The organism is Thalassotalea insulae (assembly GCF_030161395.1).
GTDB lineage: Bacteria > Pseudomonadota > Gammaproteobacteria > Enterobacterales > Alteromonadaceae > Thalassotalea_E > Thalassotalea_E insulae.
Map to the genome: position 1 here is coordinate 3184416 of NZ_BSST01000001.1, position 20769 is coordinate 3205184.

Here is a 20769-nt window from a genome sequence, read left to right on the forward strand (position 1 = left end):
ACTGAAGCATTAGGGAAAAAATAAATGAATACAGCGGCCTCATTTAACAATAAATTAAGTCGGCGCGTATTAGTTTATATTATTTTATGTAGCTCAATTCTTTCTGTCGCCTCTACCGCGATACAGGTTTATGTTGCTTACCAAAAAGATATTACTCGGCTCAATCAGCGTTTTGATAATATTGAGTCGAGTTATATTCAATCAATTTCTACTAGTTTATGGGACTTTAACGAACCGCTGGTACAACAGCAAATTCAAGGCATAGTTAAACTCCCGGATATTCGATACGTTAAGATCACTACAGGTTTTGGTAAAGTTTACCAGTATGGTAATGCCGATATCGTTGCGAAAAAGGTGGTGGAGTATCCAATCTTTTATGGTGAAAACGATATTGGTGTAATTCATATCGCTGCTGATTATCAGGATATTTATCAAAATATTCAGCAACAAGCGGGTTTTATTGTCACTTCCGAGTTTATTAAAATCTTTATTGTTGCCTTGTTTATTATGTTTATTGTGCATTGGCTGATCACTCGGCATATTTATCATATCACCAGCTATTCTCAGAACGTTAAAACGGAAAACCTCAACGAGCCTCTTGTGCTTACTAATCGTAGTAAGAAAAAAGATGAACTCGATGAATTAGTCGATGCGATTAATAAAATGCGCTTAGCGTTAAAAAATGACATAGTGAAACTCGAAGAAGCAGAAAATGCGTTGATCAACCTTAACGGTGAGCTGGAAATTAAAGTCTATGACCGAACGGCAAAACTCGCTGCCAGCAATCAACAGTTACAACAATCGCTCGATGATTTAACGCTGGCGAAAGATCAACTCGTGCAGTCGGAAAAAATGGCATCGCTGGGGCAACTGGTGGCCGGTGTTGCACATGAAGTTAACACACCATTAGGCATCTGCGTTACGTCGATCACTGCCCTTAAGGAAAAAGTGTTTGATTTAAGTCGCGCAGTTGAGCAGGAAAATCTAACTAAATCACAATTAACCTCGACTTTATCCTTGTTAGTGGAATATCAGGAAATTATTGAGCGTAGTCTGAATAAAGCGGTGGAATTAATTCGCGGTTTTAAATCAGTGGCGGTTGAGCAACATACCGATCCTGAGCTTAATATTAATTTGGCTCAACACGTCAATGATGTGGTTAATACCGTAAAAACCTTATTTAAAAGACGAAACTACACCATTAACCTCTCGGTTGATAAAGATTTGAACCTAGTGACATATCCTAGTGCTTGGAACCAAATCCTAACCAACTTTATGACCAATTCTCATGTTCATGGTTTTGAAGGTCGGGATGAAGGTGAGATCAATATTACTTTTACCGCCAGTAATGGTTATCTAACCTTACTATATAGCGATAATGGCATCGGCCTCAGTGAAGATATTAAAAAGCGTATTTTTGATCCTTTTGTTACCACTAAACGCGGTCAAGGGGGATCAGGTCTAGGGATGAACATTGTTTATAACCTAGTGAATGCTAAATTAGGCGGCACCATCAAATGCTTAGATACCAAAGTTGGTTGTAGTTTTCAGGTAAAAGTACCGATTGAACAAGCGAAAAATCCTAAAAAATTATCTGAAGTGTAATTTGCTGGTAATTACTATAAAGTTTTTAGCGCTTCATTAATGCCTTGAGCTAAATGTTGTGGCTGAACTTTCGTTAAAGATACTGAGTTACATTGTTGAAACTGCATAAATGGTTTAATGGCTGCTATAAAAGCACTGATCACGTTATCTTGATGATAACTGTGTGGTTCAAAATGCAGCGACTTGATTTCTAGCTGTTTTATTTTTCGATGCGCCTTACAATCCATTCGACCAATAAACTGGTCACGATAAAGCAGCGGCAGACAAAAATAGCCATATTGTCGTTTCGCTTCAGGGGTATAACACTCTATTTTATAATCGTAATCAAAGACTGTTTTTAGCCGCTCGCGCTGAATAACACTATTGTCAAATGGTGACAGTATCTGCATGCGATTAGCGACGCGGGGCATTCGGCGATCAAATGATTCCGCTTCTATGACAAACGCTTCGCCATTGTTTAACTGAATTTGTTCTAATTTCCCAGCCAGTAAGTACTCGTTAATTAATGTATTTACCGCCTTTCGCAGCTTAGTGTTGCGAGATTCGTTATAGGTCAACCCTTTAAGCGTGGCAAAACCATGACAACGTATTTGTTTGTTAATAACGTGCTCGGCAAACTCTTCGATCTCTGGCATGGTCGTATTTACCTTCGGCGGTAAAACTCGTTCGGTAAGGTCGTAGGTTTTCTGAAAGCCCTGACGATCACAAACCATCAAATCGCCTTCCATATATAATTGTTCTAGTGCTTTTTTTGCCGGCTTCCAATCCCACCAGCCAGCACGGTTTGAGGTATTTGATTCAAGATCTCGCGAGCGCAACGGGCCATCGCTGCGGATGCGAGCGAGCAATTCATTCATCAGCTTGCGGTCTTGATTTTTATACCAATGCGTTTGGCCGCTTTTAATCGCTTGTTTGTAAGGTAAAGTGAAGCGAAATTCGTCGATTGGCAGAAAAGCGGCGGCATGAGCCCAATATTCAAAAATATCTTGGCTAATCAGCAGCTGGTCTAACATCTCAGGCTTAAAATTAGGGACTCTGGCGTAGAGTACATGGTGATGGGCGCGCTCAACCACTGAAACTGTATCCAGCTGGACATAACCTAAATGATTGATCGCTTTACGGGTTCCAGCTAAACCTCGGCCAAAAGGCTGAGTTTGTAGCAAACCTTGCGCTGTTAAGGCAATACGACGTAAACGTGCTAAGTCTTTTGGGTGTTTAATATTAATTGTTTTCAAACTCGCTTTATTCTGTTGTTAATCAATATTTAGTAAAAATAGCGGGGAAATTGTAGGTAGCATTATCGGTAATAAAAAAGGGTCATAAGAGGTTTTAATGTCTTCGACCCTTTCGAGATTGTAAGATAAAAGCTTAGCCTTGCTCACTCATCAATTTCGCGTCGATTTCTTTGGCAGCGAGATAGGCCGCGCGCGTTTTGAGCTTAGCGGCATAATCCTCAAACTCAGGCCGTTTGGGTAAGCTGCCAAACTCTATGCCCCAAATAACGTGAGAACCGACATAGACATCGGCAGCACTAAAGTGTTGACCTGCAACATAAGGATTTGCAGATACCGCTTGGGCTAGCACCTCTACGGTTTGCTGGTAACCAGCGTATCCGACCATACGTTTGTGTTCATCAGGAATATCGATATTGCGGGCTTTGTCGATAATAGCCGCTTCTACAGGGCCTGAAGTAAAAAACAGCCAGCGGTAGTAATCAGCTCTTTCATTTAACTTTGGCGCTAAGCCTTGTTCTGGATAAGCATCAGCGAGATAAGCGCAAATGGCCGCACATTCAGTTACTATTTTTCCATTGTGACTGATCGCTGGTACTTTACCCATAGGGTTAATGGCTAAGTACTCATCGGCCTTCATATTTTGATCATAATCAAGCAGTATCTGGCGGTATTCAACTCCAACCTCTTCTAACATCCATCGGGCAATCTGACCGCGAGATGCTGGATTGGTATAAAAGATCAGCTCGCATTGTTTGGATTCTGTGACACTCATGATAATTCCTTTTATTTTGCCTAAATAGCTACTATGCCTGTTAAGGCTTTTATCTGCAATCTATAGCAACTCAAAGGCTTATTTTCTCATCTGTAACATGTGATAACACCATATCGGTATAATCAACCATGCCGATAATTTTATGATTATCCATCACTGGCGCAGTATGAATACCAAAGCGTTCAAATAGCCTTGCGCAATAACGCACTTCCATGTTTGATGGCACAGTTAGGATAGGTTTTGCCATAATTTCATAGAGGTTTACTCGCTCTGGTGAGCGATTTTTGGCAATCACTTGTTTGGCAATATCGGCGAGCATTACCATACCGTATTCGTCATTTTCGTTGCGCTTATTGATAATTAACGCTTTGACTTTGTGTTGTTGTGCCAGTTTGATGCCCTCTAATACTGTGAGCATACCGTCGGCAAATTGATAACAATCTGTCGCCATTGCATCTTTAACCTGAACTGTTATCTGGCTCATAATTCTTCCTCAACTTTACCTTTTAATCTTTCTATCTGATGAGCAACTCCAACGGCGTCTTCAACATCGATTTGAATGGCGATACCTTTGCCTGATTCATCGTCAAAACCGGCAATTTTAGCAATACGTTCCAGTACTTTTCTTGCTAAGTGTCGCTCAACTACAAACAGTAATACATCACGCTGTGTTTCCAGTTGCATACCAAAAAATGTTCGTTGGCGTTTAATGCCTTCGCCGCGCGCGTTGTTAATAATAGTGGCACCGGTGGCACCAGCACGCCTTGCTTCTTTCATAACCGCTTCGGTGACATCGTCATCAACAAACGCAATAAGTAATTTAAATTGCATAATGTTTACCTTTTGTTGTCTTTTGCTATTGTAGTTTTTTTCTGAGTTATCTGTGCATATGCCATCACTGCGATGATCGGAAATAGGCTGGCAAATGCGATTAAACCAAAACCGTCAATTAATGGGCTGCGACCTTCTATAGTACTGGCAAGTCCTAATCCTAACGCCGCAACTAAGGGAACTGTCACGGTTGAAGTTGTTACACCGCCTGAGTCATACGCTAACGGAATAATTAATTTTGGGCAAAACATGGTTTGGATCACTACCACTAGATAACCGGCAATGATGTAATAATGAAGAGGGTGGCCAGCGACTATGCGGTAACTACCTACGGCAATACCAATAGCAACGCCTATGGCAACTGAGATCCGTAAATTATTAGCATGAATGGCTCCACCTGAAACCTCTTCTGCTTTTAAGGCCACCGCTATTAATGACGGTTCCGCTATGGTGGTACTAAAACCTATCGCAGCGGCAAAAATATAAACCCAGATATAATGACTCCAGTGAATAATATCTGCTGTTTGATCGTCATAAATGAAGCTAGGGGCCGTTAATTGTTCCGCCATCATTTTACCCAGTGGGAAGAGCGCCTTTTCCAATCCTAATAAGAATAATGCCAAGCCGATTAATACATAGATAAAACCGAAACCGACTTGTTTTAATCGCGGGATAGGTTTTCGGATCACAACTAGCTGAAATACCAAAATAATCGATAATATTGGTAGCACATCGATAACCGTTGTTTTTAACGTTGTAAAAAACTCTATCAGTAAATTCATGCTAACGACCAATCGTCATGCCGTAGGCCATCACAAATATCATTGGCGTTAATGATGCAAAGGCGATCAAACCAAAACCATCTATCATTGGGTTTCGCCCTTTAATCGAAGATGCCAGACCAACACCGAGGGCGGTAACCAGAGGAACGGTAATAGTGGATGTGGTAACTCCGCCAGAGTCATAAGCAATACCGATAATCCAGTTTGGTGCGAATGCCGTCATAATTACCACCATGGCGTAACCGGCAATGATCAAATAATGAATTGGCCAGCCCCTAATAATGCGTAAAACACCAATGACTATGGCGAGGCCAACAGAAAAAGCAACGGTAAAGCGCAACCCACTGGCGTATTGGTTTTTCATTTCCTGATTATTTTCGATAATACCGCCTGTGGCGGCAACGACTGCTGCTTCTTTAGCCACTGCGATTAGTGAAGGTTCGGCAACAGTGGTACCAAAGCCTAAACAAAAAGCAAAAGTTAATAACCACCCAATGCTGCCTTTTTTGGCAAACGCCTGTGCCATTGACTCACCTATGGGGAATAACCCCATTTCCAAGCCGTAGATAAAAAAAGTTAAACCGAGTACTACCAATAGCAAGCCAATTAAAATATCGCTGATATTAGGTAAAGGTTGTTGCAGCACTAACACTTGAAAAAAGGCAATTACTACTATGATAGGCAGTAAGTCTTTGCAACTTCCTAGGAGGGCTTTAAAAAATATCAATAGTTGTTGCTGCATAAATCCTTATTATTCTGAGTCCATTAATCGCAGGCTTTTCAATAGCATAATCTATATGATTGTGAATGATTATTATGCCTGTTCGAACTAAATGATACCTAATTAGGGTTAGAGATTTATTGATGTTTGTCAATAAATCTCTTTTGTTAGGTGGTAAAAGGTTAGTTAAAGCGGCTGAGACAAAATGGCTGGATATCAATATCTGTTGGCTGTTCCGCTACCACTTGAGCGATCAACTTGCCAGTAATAGCGCCTAAAGTTAATCCTAAGTGTTGATGACCTAGTGCCAGATTAATATTTTTATGTTTCGGGGCTTTGCCAATCACAGGTAAAGAATCCGGTAGTGACGGCCTAAACCCTAACCAGCCTTGGTGACTTTGCTGGCCGAGTGCTGGCAAGTCAGAGAGAATGTAACTGGCGTTTTTATGTAACATCAAGGCGCGTTTCATATTCGCTTTTTGTTTTAAACCGGCAAATTCCACTGTGCCGGCTAATCGCAAGCCGTGCGACATTGGCGTAATAATAAAGCGTCTTTCAGCTGAAGCAACCGGACGGGTGAGTTGACCTATGGTTTGCTCGGATAAATCTAAACTGTAGCCGCGCTCTCCTTCAATTGGTAATTTATAACCCAATTGTTTCAATAACGACTCAGACCATGCACCTGTGGCTATTATTACTTGATCAAAGTGCAACTGTTGTTCATTATTTTTCAGCGTCACGCCATCAGGCTGATGGCTGATACTACATACCTCAAATTGCTGAAACCTACAGCCGAGCTGTATGGCATAATCTGCCAGAGTTTGACTGAGATCTAACGGACTAATAGTGTGGGCAACTTCAGTAAAATATAGTGCATGTTGAATATTACTGTTGAGCTTAGGCTCAAGGGCAAATGTTTGTTCGCGATCGAGTAACTCTACTTTCACCCCTTGTGATAAATAGCTTTGTTGAATGGCTTCAATATCGTGAATTGGGGTGTGCTCAAAGACTAATAAACTGCCGTTTTCTGTGAGTAAGTGTTCGGCATTGGCGGCTTTTAGTAGTGGCTTATAATAATTGATCGCCTGTTCGTTTAAGCTTTTTAGCGCTGCGGTATTTTTTACTCGTTTTGCGCTAAACATATTTGCAATAAAGCGGATAAACCAGGGGAGGGCTTTAGGAAAGTGCTTTGGTGATAATGCTACCGGGCCAAGCGGGTCTAATAACATTTTCGGTAACTGTAATAATAGGCCTGCTTCGGCTAGTGGAAATACCTGTTCGGTGGCAAAGTGACCGGCATTACCTTTTGAGCAGCCAAGGCCAATGCCTTCCTTATCAAGTAATGTGACTTGATAGCCTTGGGATTGTAGCGCTATTGCGCAATTAATGCCGACTATACCCGCGCCGATAACGGCAATGTGTTTGTTATCTTGATCTTGTGTTTGCATAGGATTACTGCCTTAGTTCTACAGCTTAACGTAAAATAAAACCTTGTGGAAAAATATCATTTTCAGTGAGCACGAATTGATGTACACCGGTAATAAATGCCCGGCCACTGACTCTTGGGACGATCGCTGCTTTGCCAACATAATCTAGCGCTTGCTCTATAGTGACAGTCATCTTGCCTCCAACAATGCTTTCAATAATGATCGGTGTCTTTGTCGCTAGATCTTCTTTAACTCTTAATAGTGCAGCACGGGCTGATACGCCAGTACCGGTTGGTGAACGGTCAACTTCACCATCAGCGAAGATACAAACATGTTTTGAATGAGCGTCAAACTCATTGGTTTGTTTGGAATAAAAAATTGTGCCGTAAAGAAAGCTTAAATCTGGTTCTTGCGGATGGGTTATCTGATAACTGGCTGATATCGCTTTTTTAATTTCCCGACCGGCGTTGATCAATTGTTGAGTGTTTTCAGGTGTACATTCAAGACCAAGTTGATCGGCGTCGATAAACGCATAGTAAGCACCGCCAAAAGCAATATCATAGTTAACTGTGCCTAATGATGGCAGGGTAATTGATTGCTCTAATACTTCTACAAATGAAGGCACGTTGTCAAAACTGACGTTTAATTGCTGATTGTTATAATTAGCGTAAGCCTTGATAAATCCAGCCGGTGCATCTATGCCGATATATTCATTTGCTTTAGGCAGTGGCAGGGTTTGGCTTTCTATTGCCGCTGAAACTGCAGCGATAATACCGTGGCCACACATGCTGCTGTAACCTTCATTGTGCATAAATAAAATGCCAAAATCGGCATTTGGCGTACAAGGCTCTGTAATAAGTGCGCCGTACATATCTGCATGGCCGCGTGGTTCAAACATTAATAATTGGCGTAAATGATCTAAGTGTTCGCTGAGATATTGACGTTTGGCTAAAATGGTTTCACCAATTATTTCAGGATAACCATGAGTTATAATGCGCAATGGTTCACCTTCTGTGTGAAGGTCTATTGAGCTAATTGTTTGATAATTATCAAAATTATAGGGTTTAAATTGCATTACCAACGCCTTTTACTAAAATTTTCATACATTATACTTGTATCAATAAAATAATTGTATACAATATGCGAAGTTAATTCTACAAATACTTTGACGGTATTATTTATTTAACTATTGCGGTAAAAACAAATGATGAAAATTGATTGGCAAGCCGTTTACCCAGCGGTAACGACTCAATATAACGATGATGCCTATTAACTTTGAAGCGACGCAACAGATGGTGGATTCGCTTATTAAGGAAGGTGTTGACAGTATCATTGCATTAGGAACTGTTGGAGAAAACTGCGCTCATACTCGTGAAGAGAAAAAAGCGATTCTTACTGCGGTAAAAGAAGTGGTAGCGGGTCGTATGTCAGTCATTTCTGGCGTTGGTTCTTGCCGTTATTACGCTTAGATACTATTCCAACTTTGGTGCAGTGTATTAAATTCTGCGAACAGTTGGCAGGCCATGGTAGCGAAGTGACTCGTGCACCTCGTTTACCATTATCAGGGGAAGAGCGTGCCCGTGTAGAAAAACTTTATAACGACGCAGTGGCAACACGTATTGATCCGTCTAAATTTAATTTAGATCAATGTTACGCCGGTAATGTGATACCGGTACTTAGTGTTAGCTATAGTCAATAACAAACCTGAATCTGAGTGATCAGCATTTGGGTTTGTTGCTATTTAACTCCAGCTTGCTTTTCGTAGTGATTGCCAGCTGGATCGAGATTACCTAAATAAAAGGTGTTAAATGAACAAAGGGACGTTTTTTTGTATTGACGGTCATACTTGTGGCAATCCGGTGAGGTTAGTGACCAGTGGTCATCCTAACTTGCAAGGCCGAACCATGAGTGAAAAACGTCAGGATTTTCTTCAGCATTATGATTGGATCCGTCAGGGATTGATGTTTGAGCCCCGTGGCCATGACATGATGTCAGGCGCATTTCTTTATCCGCCATGTAGTGACAATGCTGATGCTTCAATTTTATTTATTGAAACCTCTGGCTGTTTGCCTATGTGTGGTCATGGCACCATAGGTACAGTAACTGCGGCATTAGAAGCTGGGTTACTCAGTGCGAAGACGTCGGGGAAGTTAATTCTTGATGTGCCGGCGGGGCAAATCACTGTTGAATATCAGATGCAAGGGGAAAAGGTCACTGCGGTTAAGCTTTATAATGTAGCTGCATACTTAGCGCATCAAAATGTTGAGTTGGATATTCCAGGGTTAGGATTATTAACTGTCGATGTTTCATATGGCGGCAATTATTATGTCATTGTTGAGCCTCAGGCAAACTTTCCTGGTATTGAACAATGGAGTGCCAATGATATTTTACATTGGAGTCCAATTGTCCGCGCGATAGCCAGTGAAACCTTGGATTGTGTTCACCCTGAAGACCCAACCGTCAACGGGGTGAGTCATGTGTTGTGGACTGGGGCGACTCAAACCCAAGGTTCTGACGGTGCTAATGCGGTGTTTTACGGTGAGAAGGCAATTGATAGATCTCCTTGTGGCACTGGTACTAGTGCCCGTATGGCGCAGTTATTTGCTAGAGGAGAACTAAAACTCGGTGATAGTTTTACTCATGAAAGTTATATCGGAAGCCAGTTTATTGGCAAGATAGAACAAGTGGTTGAATTGGAAACGCCTAACGGCAAAATTCAGGCGATAAAACCAAGTATTCAAGGCTGGGCGAGAGTGTTTGGCAAAAACTGCATTACTATAGATGATGATGATCCCTATGCCTTTGGTTTTGTTGTCAAATAGTTTGTTGTAACACCTTATTGCCTATTTATTTATCAAAAAGTGAAGAGAATATTATGTCGATATCAGGAAAAAATTTAATTGCAGGCGAATGGTCAGGAGATTTTACCAAGGGATTTTCTGCGACTAATGCGGTAAAAAATGAGCCTATGCCTGAAGTGTTTGCTGATGCCAGTGAAACAGAAGTAGAACAGGCGATCGCACGTGCTCATCAGGCATTTGCAAGTTATAGTCAGTTGCCGGCAGTGCAAAGAGCAAAATTTTTACGTACTATCGGTGAACAAATTGTTGCCTTAGGTGATGAATTGGTTGAAATGGCCTGTGCTGAAACTGGTTTACCGGCAATGCGTATTCAAGGCGAACGTGGTCGTACTGTGGGCCAACTTGGTTTATTTGCTGATTTACTCGAGCAGGGAGAATATCAAGGGGTGTTTGATGCTGCGGATGCTGAGCGTCAACCGTTACCTAAACCTGATACTCGATTGGGATATTTGCCATTAGGTGTCGTCGGTGTTTTTGCTGCCAGTAATTTCCCGTTAGCATTTTCTACCGCAGGTGGCGATACGGCTTCGGCGTTAGCAGCGGGTTGCCCAGTGGTGATGAAGGCACATGCCGCACACCCAGGTACGGCAGAATTAGTGGCTCAGGCGATCAGTAAGGCAATTGAGCTTTGTGATATAGATGCTGGGGTGTTCTCGTTAATTCAGGGAAAAAATTATGCTATCGCTAGTCAGATAGTGACTCATCCAATGGTTAAAGCGGTTGGTTTTACCGGCTCTGAGCGCGTTGGCATGATCTTACAGCAGCAGATTAACCAACGCCCTGAACCGATTCCTTTTTATGGTGAGCTAGGTAGTGTTAACCCACAATTTATTATGGCAGATAAACTAGCGACAGAGGCCAGTACATTAGCGGAAAACTTAGTTGCATCATTAATGATGGGGCAAGGACAGTTTTGTACTAGCCCGGGAATATGGAGCTATGTGAAAAGTGTCGATACGCCAGTATTTGAGCAAGCGGCAAGTGCCGCAATTGCTGCAACTGAAGCGGGAGTAATGCTGACTCCGGCGATGGCTGAAAGTTATAAAAAAACAGTTGCGAGCTGGCAGTCAATTGATGGTGTTGAGTTATTAGCACAAGGTCAATCAGGTGTTGCTCATTTTACTCAGGCGGCGTTATTTGTCACTGATTTGACAACGTTTAAAGCTAATACAGTGTTACAGGAAGAAGTGTTTGGTCCATGTGCATTAATATTGCGCTTACAAGATGAACAGGAACTAGCAGAATTCATTGGGTTACTTAAAGGTAATTTAACTGCAGCTATTCATGCCACAGATAAGGATATGGCGCAAAGCCGTACCGTAGCGTTGTCGGTAGCGCATAAAGTGGGGCGTTTGATTTATAACCAGATGCCAACGGGCGTTGAGGTTTGCGCGTCGATGAATCATGGCGGACCTTTCCCAGCGTCAACTGATTTACGTACTACCTCTGTTGGTAGTGAAGCGATTAAGCGTTTTCAGCGGCCGATTTGCTATCAGAACATGCCAAATGAGCTGTTGCCACAATTGTTAAGATCATAAGATCGTCATTAAAAGGAGCTATTTTCATTAGCTCCTTTTTTTTAAAAATTAAATGCTTATAATGGATAGCAATTTAATAAATAGTCACCAGGTTATGGCGCATGAGCATAGTTTATAAAACACGCACACAGTTAGTGGTAGAAACGTTAAGAGAAAAGATCCTAAATGGAGCTATTAAGGCGGGTCAGCCATTGCGCCAGGCAGCATTAGCGGAAGAGTTAAATGTTAGCCGTATTCCTGTTAGAGAAGCGTTATTACAGCTGGAAGCCGAAGGGTTAGTGGCATTTGAACCACATAAAGGGGCAACAGCGACTGAGTTAAATATTGAGCAGGTTGATGAGTTATTTGAACTCAGAGCAATGTTAGAAGCCGATTTACTGGCTGCTTCTATCCCGAATCTTTCTGAACAAAAATTGGCCGAAGCGACCGCAATACTCGATGAGCTTAATCAATCTTTAGGTAAAGAAAACGCCGCTAATACTTGGAGTGAGCTTAATTCTAATTACCATAACTGTTTGTATTCTGGTGCTAACCGCCCACAAACTCAAGATTTGGTTAATACCTTAAATAAAAATGCTGACCGTTATATTCGTATGCATTTATTATGGGCTGGTGGTATGTCGAAGGCGGAATCTGAACACAATGAGTTGTTGAGTCTATGCAAGCAAAAAAATGTTGAGCAGGCAGTTGCGGTAATGAAAAAGCATATCTTAGGTTCCCGGGATGAAATCAAAGAATTTTTACTCGAAAGAGAAAAAACTGCTGAACAGGTATAATTAATAGCTATTAATTAATTGCGTATATCAAATAAAATTCAGTACTATCAAGTAGTTGTTGTTAATTTCTTGATGGTGCTGATTTTCCCCGTCATTGACATTTTCACCATTAATCTATAGTATCCCGCCACTTTTTATCTTTAGATAATTGCTACTAAATGCTTCTATGGTTAAGTGAGCTTGCTTAACCTTCAAAATATTGACTGAGTCTTAGTCGGTATTGAAATAAATCAACTACGTGAGATCGCAATGTTTGAACTACATGCCAGTAAAAATGGCAATTTAAAAAATGATGTCTTATCCGGGATAACCGTTGCTTTAGCTTTGGTGCCAGAAGCCGTTGCATTTGCTTTTGTTGCTGGCGTTGAGCCACTGGTCGGTTTGTATGCTGCCTTTATGGTAGGTTTGATCACTTCTATTTTTGGTGGTCGACCTGGGATGATCTCAGGTGCAACTGGTGCCATGGCGGTAGTGATGGTCAGTTTAGTGGCGTTGCATGGGGTCCAATACTTGTTTGCCTGCGTGGTATTAACTGGGGTCTTGCAAATACTGGCGGGGATTTTCCGCCTCGGCAAGTTCATACGACTCGTGCCTCATCCGGTAATGTTAGGTTTTGTTAATGGTCTGGCCATCGTCATTTTCCTTGCTCAGCTAGGGCAATTTAAAGTGCCAAATGCTGCGGGGGAGCATGTCTGGATGCAAGGTGAGCAGTTATATACCATGCTAGGTTTGATTGTGTTGACAATGGCGATTATTCACTTGTTACCTAAGTTAACAAAAGCGGTGCCGTCGTCATTAGTGGCGATTATTGTAGTGACAATATTGGTACAGAGCTTAGGCTTGGAAGCGCGTACTGTGGTTGATTTTGTCCGTGATATGACTAATGACCCTGCCGCTTCTATTGCTGGTGGATTACCTCAATTTGCTATTCCTGATGTCCCTTTTAATCTTGAAACCTTGATGATTATTTTACCGTTTTCTTTGATCCTTGCTGCGGTTGGTTTAATTGAATCTTTATTAACCTTAACCTTAATTGATGAGCTTACTGGCACTCGAGGTCGTGGTAATAAAGAGTGTATTGCTCAAGGGGCTTCTAATACGGTTAATGGCTTTTTCGGTGCTATGGGCGGTTGTGCCATGATAGGCCAGTCGATGATTAATGTGAACTCAGGCGGTCGGGGACGTGCTTCTGGGATCACTGCGGCATTAGGTTTGTTAGGTTTTATTTTATTCGCTTCTGGCTTAATTGAAATGATCCCACTAGCAGCATTAGTCGGGGTCATGTTTATCGTCGTTATTGGCACCTTTGAGTGGTCAAGCTTTCGTATTCTCGGTAAAGTGCCTAAAGCGGATGCCTTTGTCATTGTGTTAGTTTCAGGTGTCACTGTTGCAACGGATCTGGCAATTGCCGTGGTAGTCGGTGTGATTGTTTCAGCCTTAGTATTTGCCTGGGAACATGCGAAACATGTGATTGTTAAGCGTAGTGAAAATGAGCAAGGTACTATAGTCTATGAAGTTAATGGCCCGTTATTTTTTGGCTCTGTTACTCATTTCTTAGAACAGTTTTCTGTCGATAAGGATAGCGATGATGTAATTGTTGAATTTAAAAATTCTCGTGTTGCCGATCATTCCGCGATAGAAGCGATAGATATACTGGCAGAGCGTTATTTAAGTCGTGGAAAAACTATGCATTTACGGCATTTAAATACGGAATGTAAGCAGTTATTAACTAAAGCTGGTAGTCTGGTTGAGATAAATTTAATCGAAGATCCCGACTATCATATAGCTTCTGATAAGTTAGCATAACGATTATTTAAGCCTATAGGTTATAATAAAGCTATAGGCTTTTACTTTGCTCAAGGTTTTGTATGCAATTAGAATTTTTTGACGTACCAAGCCCCTGTATCGGGGTCTGTCAATCGGACGAAAAAGGCCACTGTAAAGGTTGCTTTCGTACCCGTGATGAACGTCAAAATTGGATTAATTTAGCGTCAGACGATAAGCAAAAAGTAATTAAGCGCTGCCTACAACGCAAAAAAAGAAAAGAGGGCAAAATTAAAGCTAAGCAAGAAGCTCAGCCGGTTGAAATTCAACAGCCCTCGTTACTCGACCCTCCCAGCCAAGTTTGTAGCAATAACAGTACTGATATTGATTTTGGCGATTTTGAACTTTAATGCCGCAGCTCTTAGGGCCTGACAGGCGGTTTAGTCGCGGTTATAAAAAATACCATAAAACATACTATGCTTAACAATAAGTTACCTTAACTATTTGGTTGATTTATTGTGGCTCCTGAGTCTTTACAGACAGAAATCGTGACGTTAAAACAACAATTGTTTGATCTGCAATATGCTGAGCGACTCCATCATGCGTTATTTAAAATTGCTTCGCTTTCTCATGAGGAATTAGCGCTAACTGACTTATATCAGCGCGTCCATGAAATTGTCAGTCAATTTATTGATGCAAAAAATTTCTTTATTGGCTTGCTCAACGAAGAAGAGCAAACCCTGACTTTACCTTACTTTGTTGACGAACAGGATGTTGGCGATAAGGACATGACAGGGCAAGTGTTACAGCTAGGTCAGGGATTAAGTTCTTATGTCATTCGCACTAAAAAACCGAAATTGTTAACTCCAGATAAAATAACGCAGTTAATGACTGAAGGGGAGATTAAAGAAGTATTGGGTTCGACAGATTTTAAGTGTTGGATGGGGGCACCTATGATCACTGGAGGAATGTTGCACGGTATTATTGTGGTGCAAAGCTATGCTGAACAAGTGAAATACAATCAGCAGGATCTGCAGTTTCTTGATTATGTTGCTAATCATATTGCAATGGCGATTGAAAGTAACATTAATGCCACTCAGCGCCGGGAAGCTCAGCGTCATTTAGCTGAACAGCATCGATTGCTTGAGCAAAACAATAAGATGCTGACAGATACGATAGCACAATTAAAAAAGACTCAACAAGAACTGGTGCAAAGGGAAAAAATGGCGTCATTAGGCGGCTTAGTTGCCGGTATTGCTCATGAAATTAACACACCGCTTGGTATTTGTGTCACCGGGATCAGCCATTTAGCTGAAGAACATAAACAGCTTAAAGCCGATTATGTCAATGGCACATTAACAGAAGAAGCGCTGCAAGAATATTTAGATGAAATTGAACAAGGGCTTAAGATCATCAGTACTAATGCCGATCGTGGTGCTGAGCTAGTAAAGAGTTTTAAGCAGGTTGCCGTTGATCAATCATCGAATGAGCAACGGCAGATAAATGTACGAAGTTACCTCGATGAAATTCTACTTTCTCTAAAGCCTAAATTGAAACGGCTTAAACACACTATTGAAATTGAGTGTGAACCGCAACTTTCGGTGATGCTCAATGCCGGTGCTATTTCGCAAGTGTTTAGTAATTTAATCATGAATTCGATTATACATGGCTTCGATGAGATAGAGCAGGGGCGAATAAAAATAAGTATCTATAGTAAAAATAATAATTTAGTTATTCATTATGCGGATAACGGTAAGGGACTAGCACCTGAGAGCCTAAACCAATTGTTTGAACCCTTTTATACGACTAAACGCGGTGATGGTGGTAGCGGATTAGGCACTCACTTGATTTATAATCTAGTGCATTCGTCGTTAAAAGGCAGTATTAAGGTCAATAGTGAATTAGGCAAAGGTTTGGCCTACTTAATTAAAATCCCATTAACTCATTGAGAATAAGTTAACTATCCTGATACTTATTGTTGATCTCCATCGCGCTGTCAAAATTATCGAGTAATGCTTTTACTATCTCAGGATCTAAGTGCTGTCCACTTTGCTCAATAAAAAATTGTTTTACTTTGTCCGTTGGCCAGGCTGCTTTATAGCAGCGTTTGTGGGTCAAAGCATCAAAGACATCAGCTACAGCGACAATTCTTGCAAAAATATGTATATCTTCCCCAGCGAGGCCTTCAGGGTAGCCGCTACCATCGTATTTTTCATGATGTTGCTGAGCAATGAGCGCAGCAGTTTTTAAGATAGGTCGTTTAGAACCATCGAGAATTTCAAAACCAATGCTGGGGTGGCGTTTCATTTCTGTCATTTCTTCGCTATTTAACTTACCCGGCTTGAGTAGTACTTTATCTGGAGTCGCAATTTTACCGATATCATGCATAGGCGCCGCTTGTTTCAATAGTTCTGCATCTTCTTCGGATAGGCCTAATTTAATCGCTAGCAAGTGGGATATTTCAGACATACGCCGAATATGATTACCTGCTTCATTGGAACGTGATTCCACTACATCGCCTAAGCGATAAATTAGTTCTTCCTGCGTTTCGATGATCTCTTTATTTAATAGTAAATTATCAAATGCCAGGCTGACATTTCCTGAAAATACTTCTAATAATTTGGCATTAATTTCACTTAATGCAGTGATACCTTTTAGATAAAGTAGGCTGATTTTATCTGAATGACTCGGGAAGTAACCGACCAGAATATCATCTTGATAGATACTGCTTTTTTGCTCAATCGCCATATTGAGGTATTGAAAGGCGGTTGGATCGATGGCGTCATCACCACTGTCGTTGGACATTTGCGCGATGATTTTAAAATCATTTTCAGAATAAACGGCTCCAAGTCCTGTCACTTGTAGCAACATACTGTTTTGTTTTACCCTAAGTAGTGACATGATTTGCTGTAATAAACCATTAAAAAATTGAGTGATAGAGCGCTGTTCAAAGACATGACTGGTTGATGAAATAACCCGTTCTAGCCCCTCACGATAGAGTTCCTGATATTGGCGTGCCTGCTCAACTTCAATAATATCGCGATAGGCTCTTAATGATGAAAATACCGTGGTAAACAGTTTTTTGCGATCGAGTTCGGTTTTTTCCTTGTAGTCGTTGATATCATAATCAACTATGACCTGCTCTTCAGGTGCTTGTCCTGGTTGACCGGTGCGTAATACGATACGAGAGAATTTATTATTTAAATCTTCTCTGATCCATTTCACTAATTCTAAACCAGCGTTATCACTTTCCATCACGACATCGAGAAAAATTAATGCGATATCTTCTTCATTACTGAGTATTTCTTTTGCTTCACCGGCGGAGTAGGCATGAATAAAAGTGAGTTTTCTTTGTTCCAGTTCGAAACGCTTCAATGCCATTTTAGTAATGGTATGAACATCTTCTTCATCGTCGATGATCATGATTTTCCATGGCGGAAGAGCTGCTGATTGTTTATTTGATAAAAAAGATAACGGCATAATAGATAATAGAAATTACAGGTTTACTCTATTGTTAGGTATAGATCACCCTTAGTTATTTCCCCAGTTTTTAATGAAAAGAGTTGCAGATTTATTCGATAACTGAGTTAGCTTGTATTTCACTAAACGCTGCTTTAAATCGTTGTACAGTATCGATAGGCGTTCCCATGCTAAATGCCAGATAAAGTGGTGGGCTATTCAAACAAAAGTTGACTCGTATTAGTTCTTCAGGCGTTATGCCTTGTTTTGTTAAATGATAATACAGTACTTCTTTTGGGTAACCGATAAAGTCAGTGCGATGGTACTGCAAGAGCTTTATTGCATGGCTGACTGAAACGGTTTTGAGAAAATTTTGATGTTCAATAAAATTTTCTCTCAGTAATAATTGGCTGATATGGCTTTGTTGCTGGGTTGCGACGCGATATTTTTTTGCTTGTTCAAGCGAGGTCACATGATTTAAGTGCTGACTGCTTTTCAGAGAAAAAATACAAGCGTGTGCTTTTGACAGTAAACCTATCCAGTGAAACTGATGTTCACGTTGTTTATTGCGGGCAATGGAAAAGATCAAGGTGTTTGGTGTGGTTTGAGCTATATAGTAAGCACGACCCCAAGGTAAAAATTGAATTTCAGTTTTTATTGCCAGTTTATTTAACAGCTTTTGAACCTGCTCGGTACTTATACCTTGTGGTTGGTGGTTAATCGTGTAATTAAAGGGCGGGAATTGTTCGCTTAGTACTTTGATCGCTTCTTGCTGCGCACAACAGCCAAAAGAAGAAAATAAAATTAATAACTTATAGATATTTTTTATCAAATCAACGACCTAGTACTGACATATCTGTGCATTATTGATTATAAGTGACAGCGTTAATAATGCGAATTTTTTAGTACTTTTGTTCAACTCATGAGGTAGGGGAAGACTAGGCGTAACGCTAATGTAAATATCTAGGTGCAACAATAAGTTGACAGTAAAAATTTGCTTGTTTTGCATTTCCTTAGCCTTTAGTTACTAGCTTGATATAATGCGGGCATTGTTTATTCGCGTGTTTAATCCTAATATTCACATAATCTAGCACGCCAAATTTGGAGTATTTTTTGCTAATGTCAAACAATTCTTTACTCAATCAAACTCATGATCCGAAATTAACCAGTTGGGTTGAATCAGCTAATGTATCTGGGGGAGATTTTCCAATTCAAAACTTGCCGTTTGCCGTGTTTCGTCGCAGCGATAGCGCAGAAAATTTTCGTGGCGGTGTTGCTATTGGCGATCAAATTTTAGATTTGGCAGCCGCAAAAGATTCTGGTGTATTTAGCGGTGTTGCTCAGCAGGCGATTGAAGCTTGTGCTAAAGAGCAGTTAAATGATTTTATGGCGATGGGAAAAGATGTCTGGAGCGCATTGCGTGCAGCATTATCACAAGCGTTAGCTACTGGGTCTGCGGCACAGAATAGTTTGGCTGGTTGTTTAGTTGCCCAAGCTGATGCCGAATATGCTTTACCTTGTCGTATTGGCGATTACACTGACTTTTATACCTCTATTCATCATGCTACCTCTGTTGGTAAAAAGTTCCGTCCAGACAACCCGTTGTTACCTAACTATAAGTGGGTGCCTATTGGTTATCATGGTCGTTCATCGTCGATTGAAATTTCAGGCAGTGATTTTAAACGTCCTAAGGGACAAACTAAGGCGCCGACAGCAACAGAACCATCATTTGGCCCATGTAAACGCTTGGATTATGAGCTTGAAGTGGGGATTTTCTTAGGAAAAGGTAATGAATTAGGTCAGCCGATTAGCATCGAAAATGCGGAAGACCATGTGTTTGGTTTATGTATTTTTAATGACTGGTCGGCACGTGATATTCAGGGCTGGGAATATCAGCCGTTAGGGCCATTCTTATCAAAGAACTTTGCCTCGACTATTTCGCCGTGGATAGTAACAACCGAAGCGTTAGCACCATTTAAAGCGCAATGGACTCGTGATATGAATGATCCTCAACCTATGCCTTATTTAGAGTCTGAGCAAAATCGTGCATCCGGTTCATTTGATATTCAATTACAAGTGTCATTGGAAACAGAAAAAATGCGCACTGCAAATGAGTCTGCGGTTAAATTGTCGCAATCAAACTTTAAAGATTCATACTGGACAGTGGCACAAATGGTGGCGCACCATACAGTAAACGGTTGTAATCTTCAGGCTGGTGATATGTTTGGTAGTGGTACGCAATCAGGCCCAGAACCGGAAGAAGCAGGTTCATTACTTGAATTATCGAATGCAGGTTCTGAACCCATTAGCTTGCCAAATGGTGAAACTCGTACTTTCTTGGAAGACGGCGACAATGTCATTATGAAAGCCTATTGTCAAAAAGGTGGGGCGGTTGGCATTGGCTTCGGCTTTGTTGAAGCGAAAGTGTTGCCAGCAGAATAATGTGCTAGTTGTTATTTAGTAGCGATTTATACTTTAAAAGGCTTGTTTTTTAACAAGCCTTTTTTATTTTCTGAAATTAATTATTGTGTTAGTTATTACGTTTTCTAGTAAAAAATCTATAAAATGTGAATAGTTATTCATGGTTGGATTTGGTTATATAGTGCGAATAATTTGTTACAAGCTGCGTTTAACGGCTAAATATTTGCGACAAATGACCTTGATGCTAGCTCTGTACTGTTAAAATTTAGTTAAATTTTTGTCTATTTATTGTGGTTCGAGTGAAAGGTTCATAATAACTGCTATCTTATTTTTGAATTGTCATTGTTTTTTTTATTCCTAATAGTTATATGTAAAAGACGCTTAATTACGAACGGTTTCGCATTTACTTGAATCAATAACAATGCTAGAGAATCCATTATCTCTGGCTTTATAGAAAACTCTGATTTTTTAGTTTAATGATCCAAATGTTTTGTTTGTTAGTGTTTTTATCTAATAACACTGTTTTATTTCTTCATTTTAGGATTTATGAGTTATTTCCCTACTTGTAAAGCGATCT

At 40.7% G+C, this 20769-nt stretch carries 18 protein-coding genes and 1 pseudogene; 9 read left to right on the plus strand and 10 right to left on the minus strand.

Going from position 1 to position 20769, the window contains the following annotated elements:
* Positions 1-24 precede the first annotated feature (24 nt).
* Positions 25-1605: a sensor histidine kinase gene (locus QQK06_RS14400; protein WP_284245435.1), complete on the plus strand. Its 1581-nt coding sequence runs from the start codon at positions 25-27 to the stop codon at positions 1603-1605.
* Positions 1606-1619: 14 nt separating this feature from the next.
* Here the strand turns inward: QQK06_RS14400 and QQK06_RS14405 are convergent, their stop codons facing one another.
* From QQK06_RS14405 to QQK06_RS14440, 8 genes are all read right to left on the minus strand, one after another.
* The gene (locus QQK06_RS14405) at positions 1620-2840 is read right to left on the minus strand and encodes a winged helix-turn-helix domain-containing protein (protein WP_284245437.1); all 1221 of its coding nucleotides are present in this window, start codon (positions 2838-2840) and stop codon (positions 1620-1622) included.
* A 133-nt stretch (positions 2841-2973) separates the two neighbouring features.
* Entirely contained in the window at positions 2974-3612 is a 639-nt protein-coding gene (locus QQK06_RS14410; protein WP_284245438.1) for a glutathione S-transferase family protein, read from the minus strand.
* A 70-nt stretch (positions 3613-3682) separates the two neighbouring features.
* Positions 3683-4096: a CBS domain-containing protein gene (locus QQK06_RS14415; protein ID WP_284245439.1), complete on the minus strand. Its 414-nt coding sequence runs from the start codon at positions 4094-4096 to the stop codon at positions 3683-3685.
* Entirely contained in the window at positions 4093-4443 is a 351-nt protein-coding gene (locus QQK06_RS14420; protein WP_284245440.1) for a P-II family nitrogen regulator, read from the minus strand. The genes QQK06_RS14415 and QQK06_RS14420 overlap by 4 nt, the downstream gene beginning before the upstream one ends.
* A gap of 5 nt (positions 4444-4448) precedes the next feature.
* Positions 4449-5225, minus strand: coding sequence for a DUF1538 domain-containing protein (locus tag QQK06_RS14425; protein ID WP_284245441.1), 777 nt, complete (start codon positions 5223-5225; stop codon positions 4449-4451).
* 1 nt (position 5226) lies between these two features.
* Positions 5227-5967, minus strand: coding sequence for a DUF1538 domain-containing protein (locus tag QQK06_RS14430; protein ID WP_284245443.1), 741 nt, complete (start codon positions 5965-5967; stop codon positions 5227-5229).
* Positions 5968-6128: 161 nt separating this feature from the next.
* Positions 6129-7394, minus strand: a complete 1266-nt coding sequence (locus QQK06_RS14435) for an NAD(P)/FAD-dependent oxidoreductase (protein WP_284245444.1) — start codon at positions 7392-7394, stop codon at positions 6129-6131.
* A gap of 25 nt (positions 7395-7419) precedes the next feature.
* Complete coding sequence (locus QQK06_RS14440; RefSeq protein WP_284245445.1) at positions 7420-8448, minus strand: proline racemase family protein; 1029 nt, start codon at positions 8446-8448, stop codon at positions 7420-7422.
* A 132-nt stretch (positions 8449-8580) separates the two neighbouring features.
* On the opposite strand from QQK06_RS14440, the pseudogene QQK06_RS14445 reads away from it, so the two are divergent.
* The 7 genes and pseudogenes from QQK06_RS14445 to QQK06_RS14475 all read left to right on the plus strand — a co-directional run bounded on the left by QQK06_RS14445 (position 8581) and on the right by QQK06_RS14475 (position 16261).
* Positions 8581-9072: pseudogene (locus QQK06_RS14445) on the plus strand (dihydrodipicolinate synthase family protein).
* A gap of 109 nt (positions 9073-9181) precedes the next feature.
* Positions 9182-10195, plus strand: coding sequence for a 4-hydroxyproline epimerase (locus QQK06_RS14450; protein ID WP_284245446.1), 1014 nt, complete (start codon positions 9182-9184; stop codon positions 10193-10195).
* Positions 10196-10248: 53 nt separating this feature from the next.
* Positions 10249-11772 carry an aldehyde dehydrogenase (NADP(+)) gene (locus QQK06_RS14455; RefSeq protein ID WP_284245447.1) on the plus strand — a complete coding sequence of 508 codons (1524 nt, stop codon included), beginning with the start codon at positions 10249-10251 and terminating at the stop codon, positions 11770-11772.
* Positions 11773-11873: 101 nt separating this feature from the next.
* A complete protein-coding gene (locus tag QQK06_RS14460; protein WP_284245449.1) occupies positions 11874-12548 on the plus strand; it encodes a GntR family transcriptional regulator in 675 nt (224 codons plus the stop codon).
* A 249-nt stretch (positions 12549-12797) separates the two neighbouring features.
* On the plus strand, positions 12798-14354 hold the full coding sequence (locus QQK06_RS14465; RefSeq protein ID WP_284245450.1) for a SulP family inorganic anion transporter: 1557 nt from the start codon (positions 12798-12800) through the stop codon (positions 14352-14354).
* A 62-nt stretch (positions 14355-14416) separates the two neighbouring features.
* Positions 14417-14722 carry a DUF1289 domain-containing protein gene (locus QQK06_RS14470; protein WP_284245451.1) on the plus strand — a complete coding sequence of 102 codons (306 nt, stop codon included), beginning with the start codon at positions 14417-14419 and terminating at the stop codon, positions 14720-14722.
* Positions 14723-14830: 108 nt separating this feature from the next.
* On the plus strand, positions 14831-16261 hold the full coding sequence (locus QQK06_RS14475; RefSeq protein WP_284245452.1) for an ATP-binding protein: 1431 nt from the start codon (positions 14831-14833) through the stop codon (positions 16259-16261).
* Between the two features lie 7 nt (positions 16262-16268).
* Here QQK06_RS14475 and QQK06_RS14480 read toward each other — a convergent pair whose 3' ends face one another.
* Both QQK06_RS14480 and QQK06_RS14485 read right to left on the minus strand, forming a co-directional pair.
* Positions 16269-17735: a DUF3369 domain-containing protein gene (locus tag QQK06_RS14480; RefSeq protein WP_284245453.1), complete on the minus strand. Its 1467-nt coding sequence runs from the start codon at positions 17733-17735 to the stop codon at positions 16269-16271.
* A 148-nt stretch (positions 17736-17883) separates the two neighbouring features.
* A complete protein-coding gene (locus QQK06_RS14485) occupies positions 17884-18603 on the minus strand; it encodes a substrate-binding periplasmic protein (protein ID WP_284245454.1) in 720 nt (239 codons plus the stop codon).
* A gap of 287 nt (positions 18604-18890) precedes the next feature.
* Here QQK06_RS14485 and fahA point away from each other — a divergent pair, with 287 nt between their 5' ends.
* The gene (gene fahA, locus QQK06_RS14490; RefSeq protein WP_284245455.1) at positions 18891-20213 is read left to right on the plus strand and encodes a fumarylacetoacetase; all 1323 of its coding nucleotides are present in this window, start codon (positions 18891-18893) and stop codon (positions 20211-20213) included.
* Positions 20214-20769: the final 556 nt, after the last annotated feature.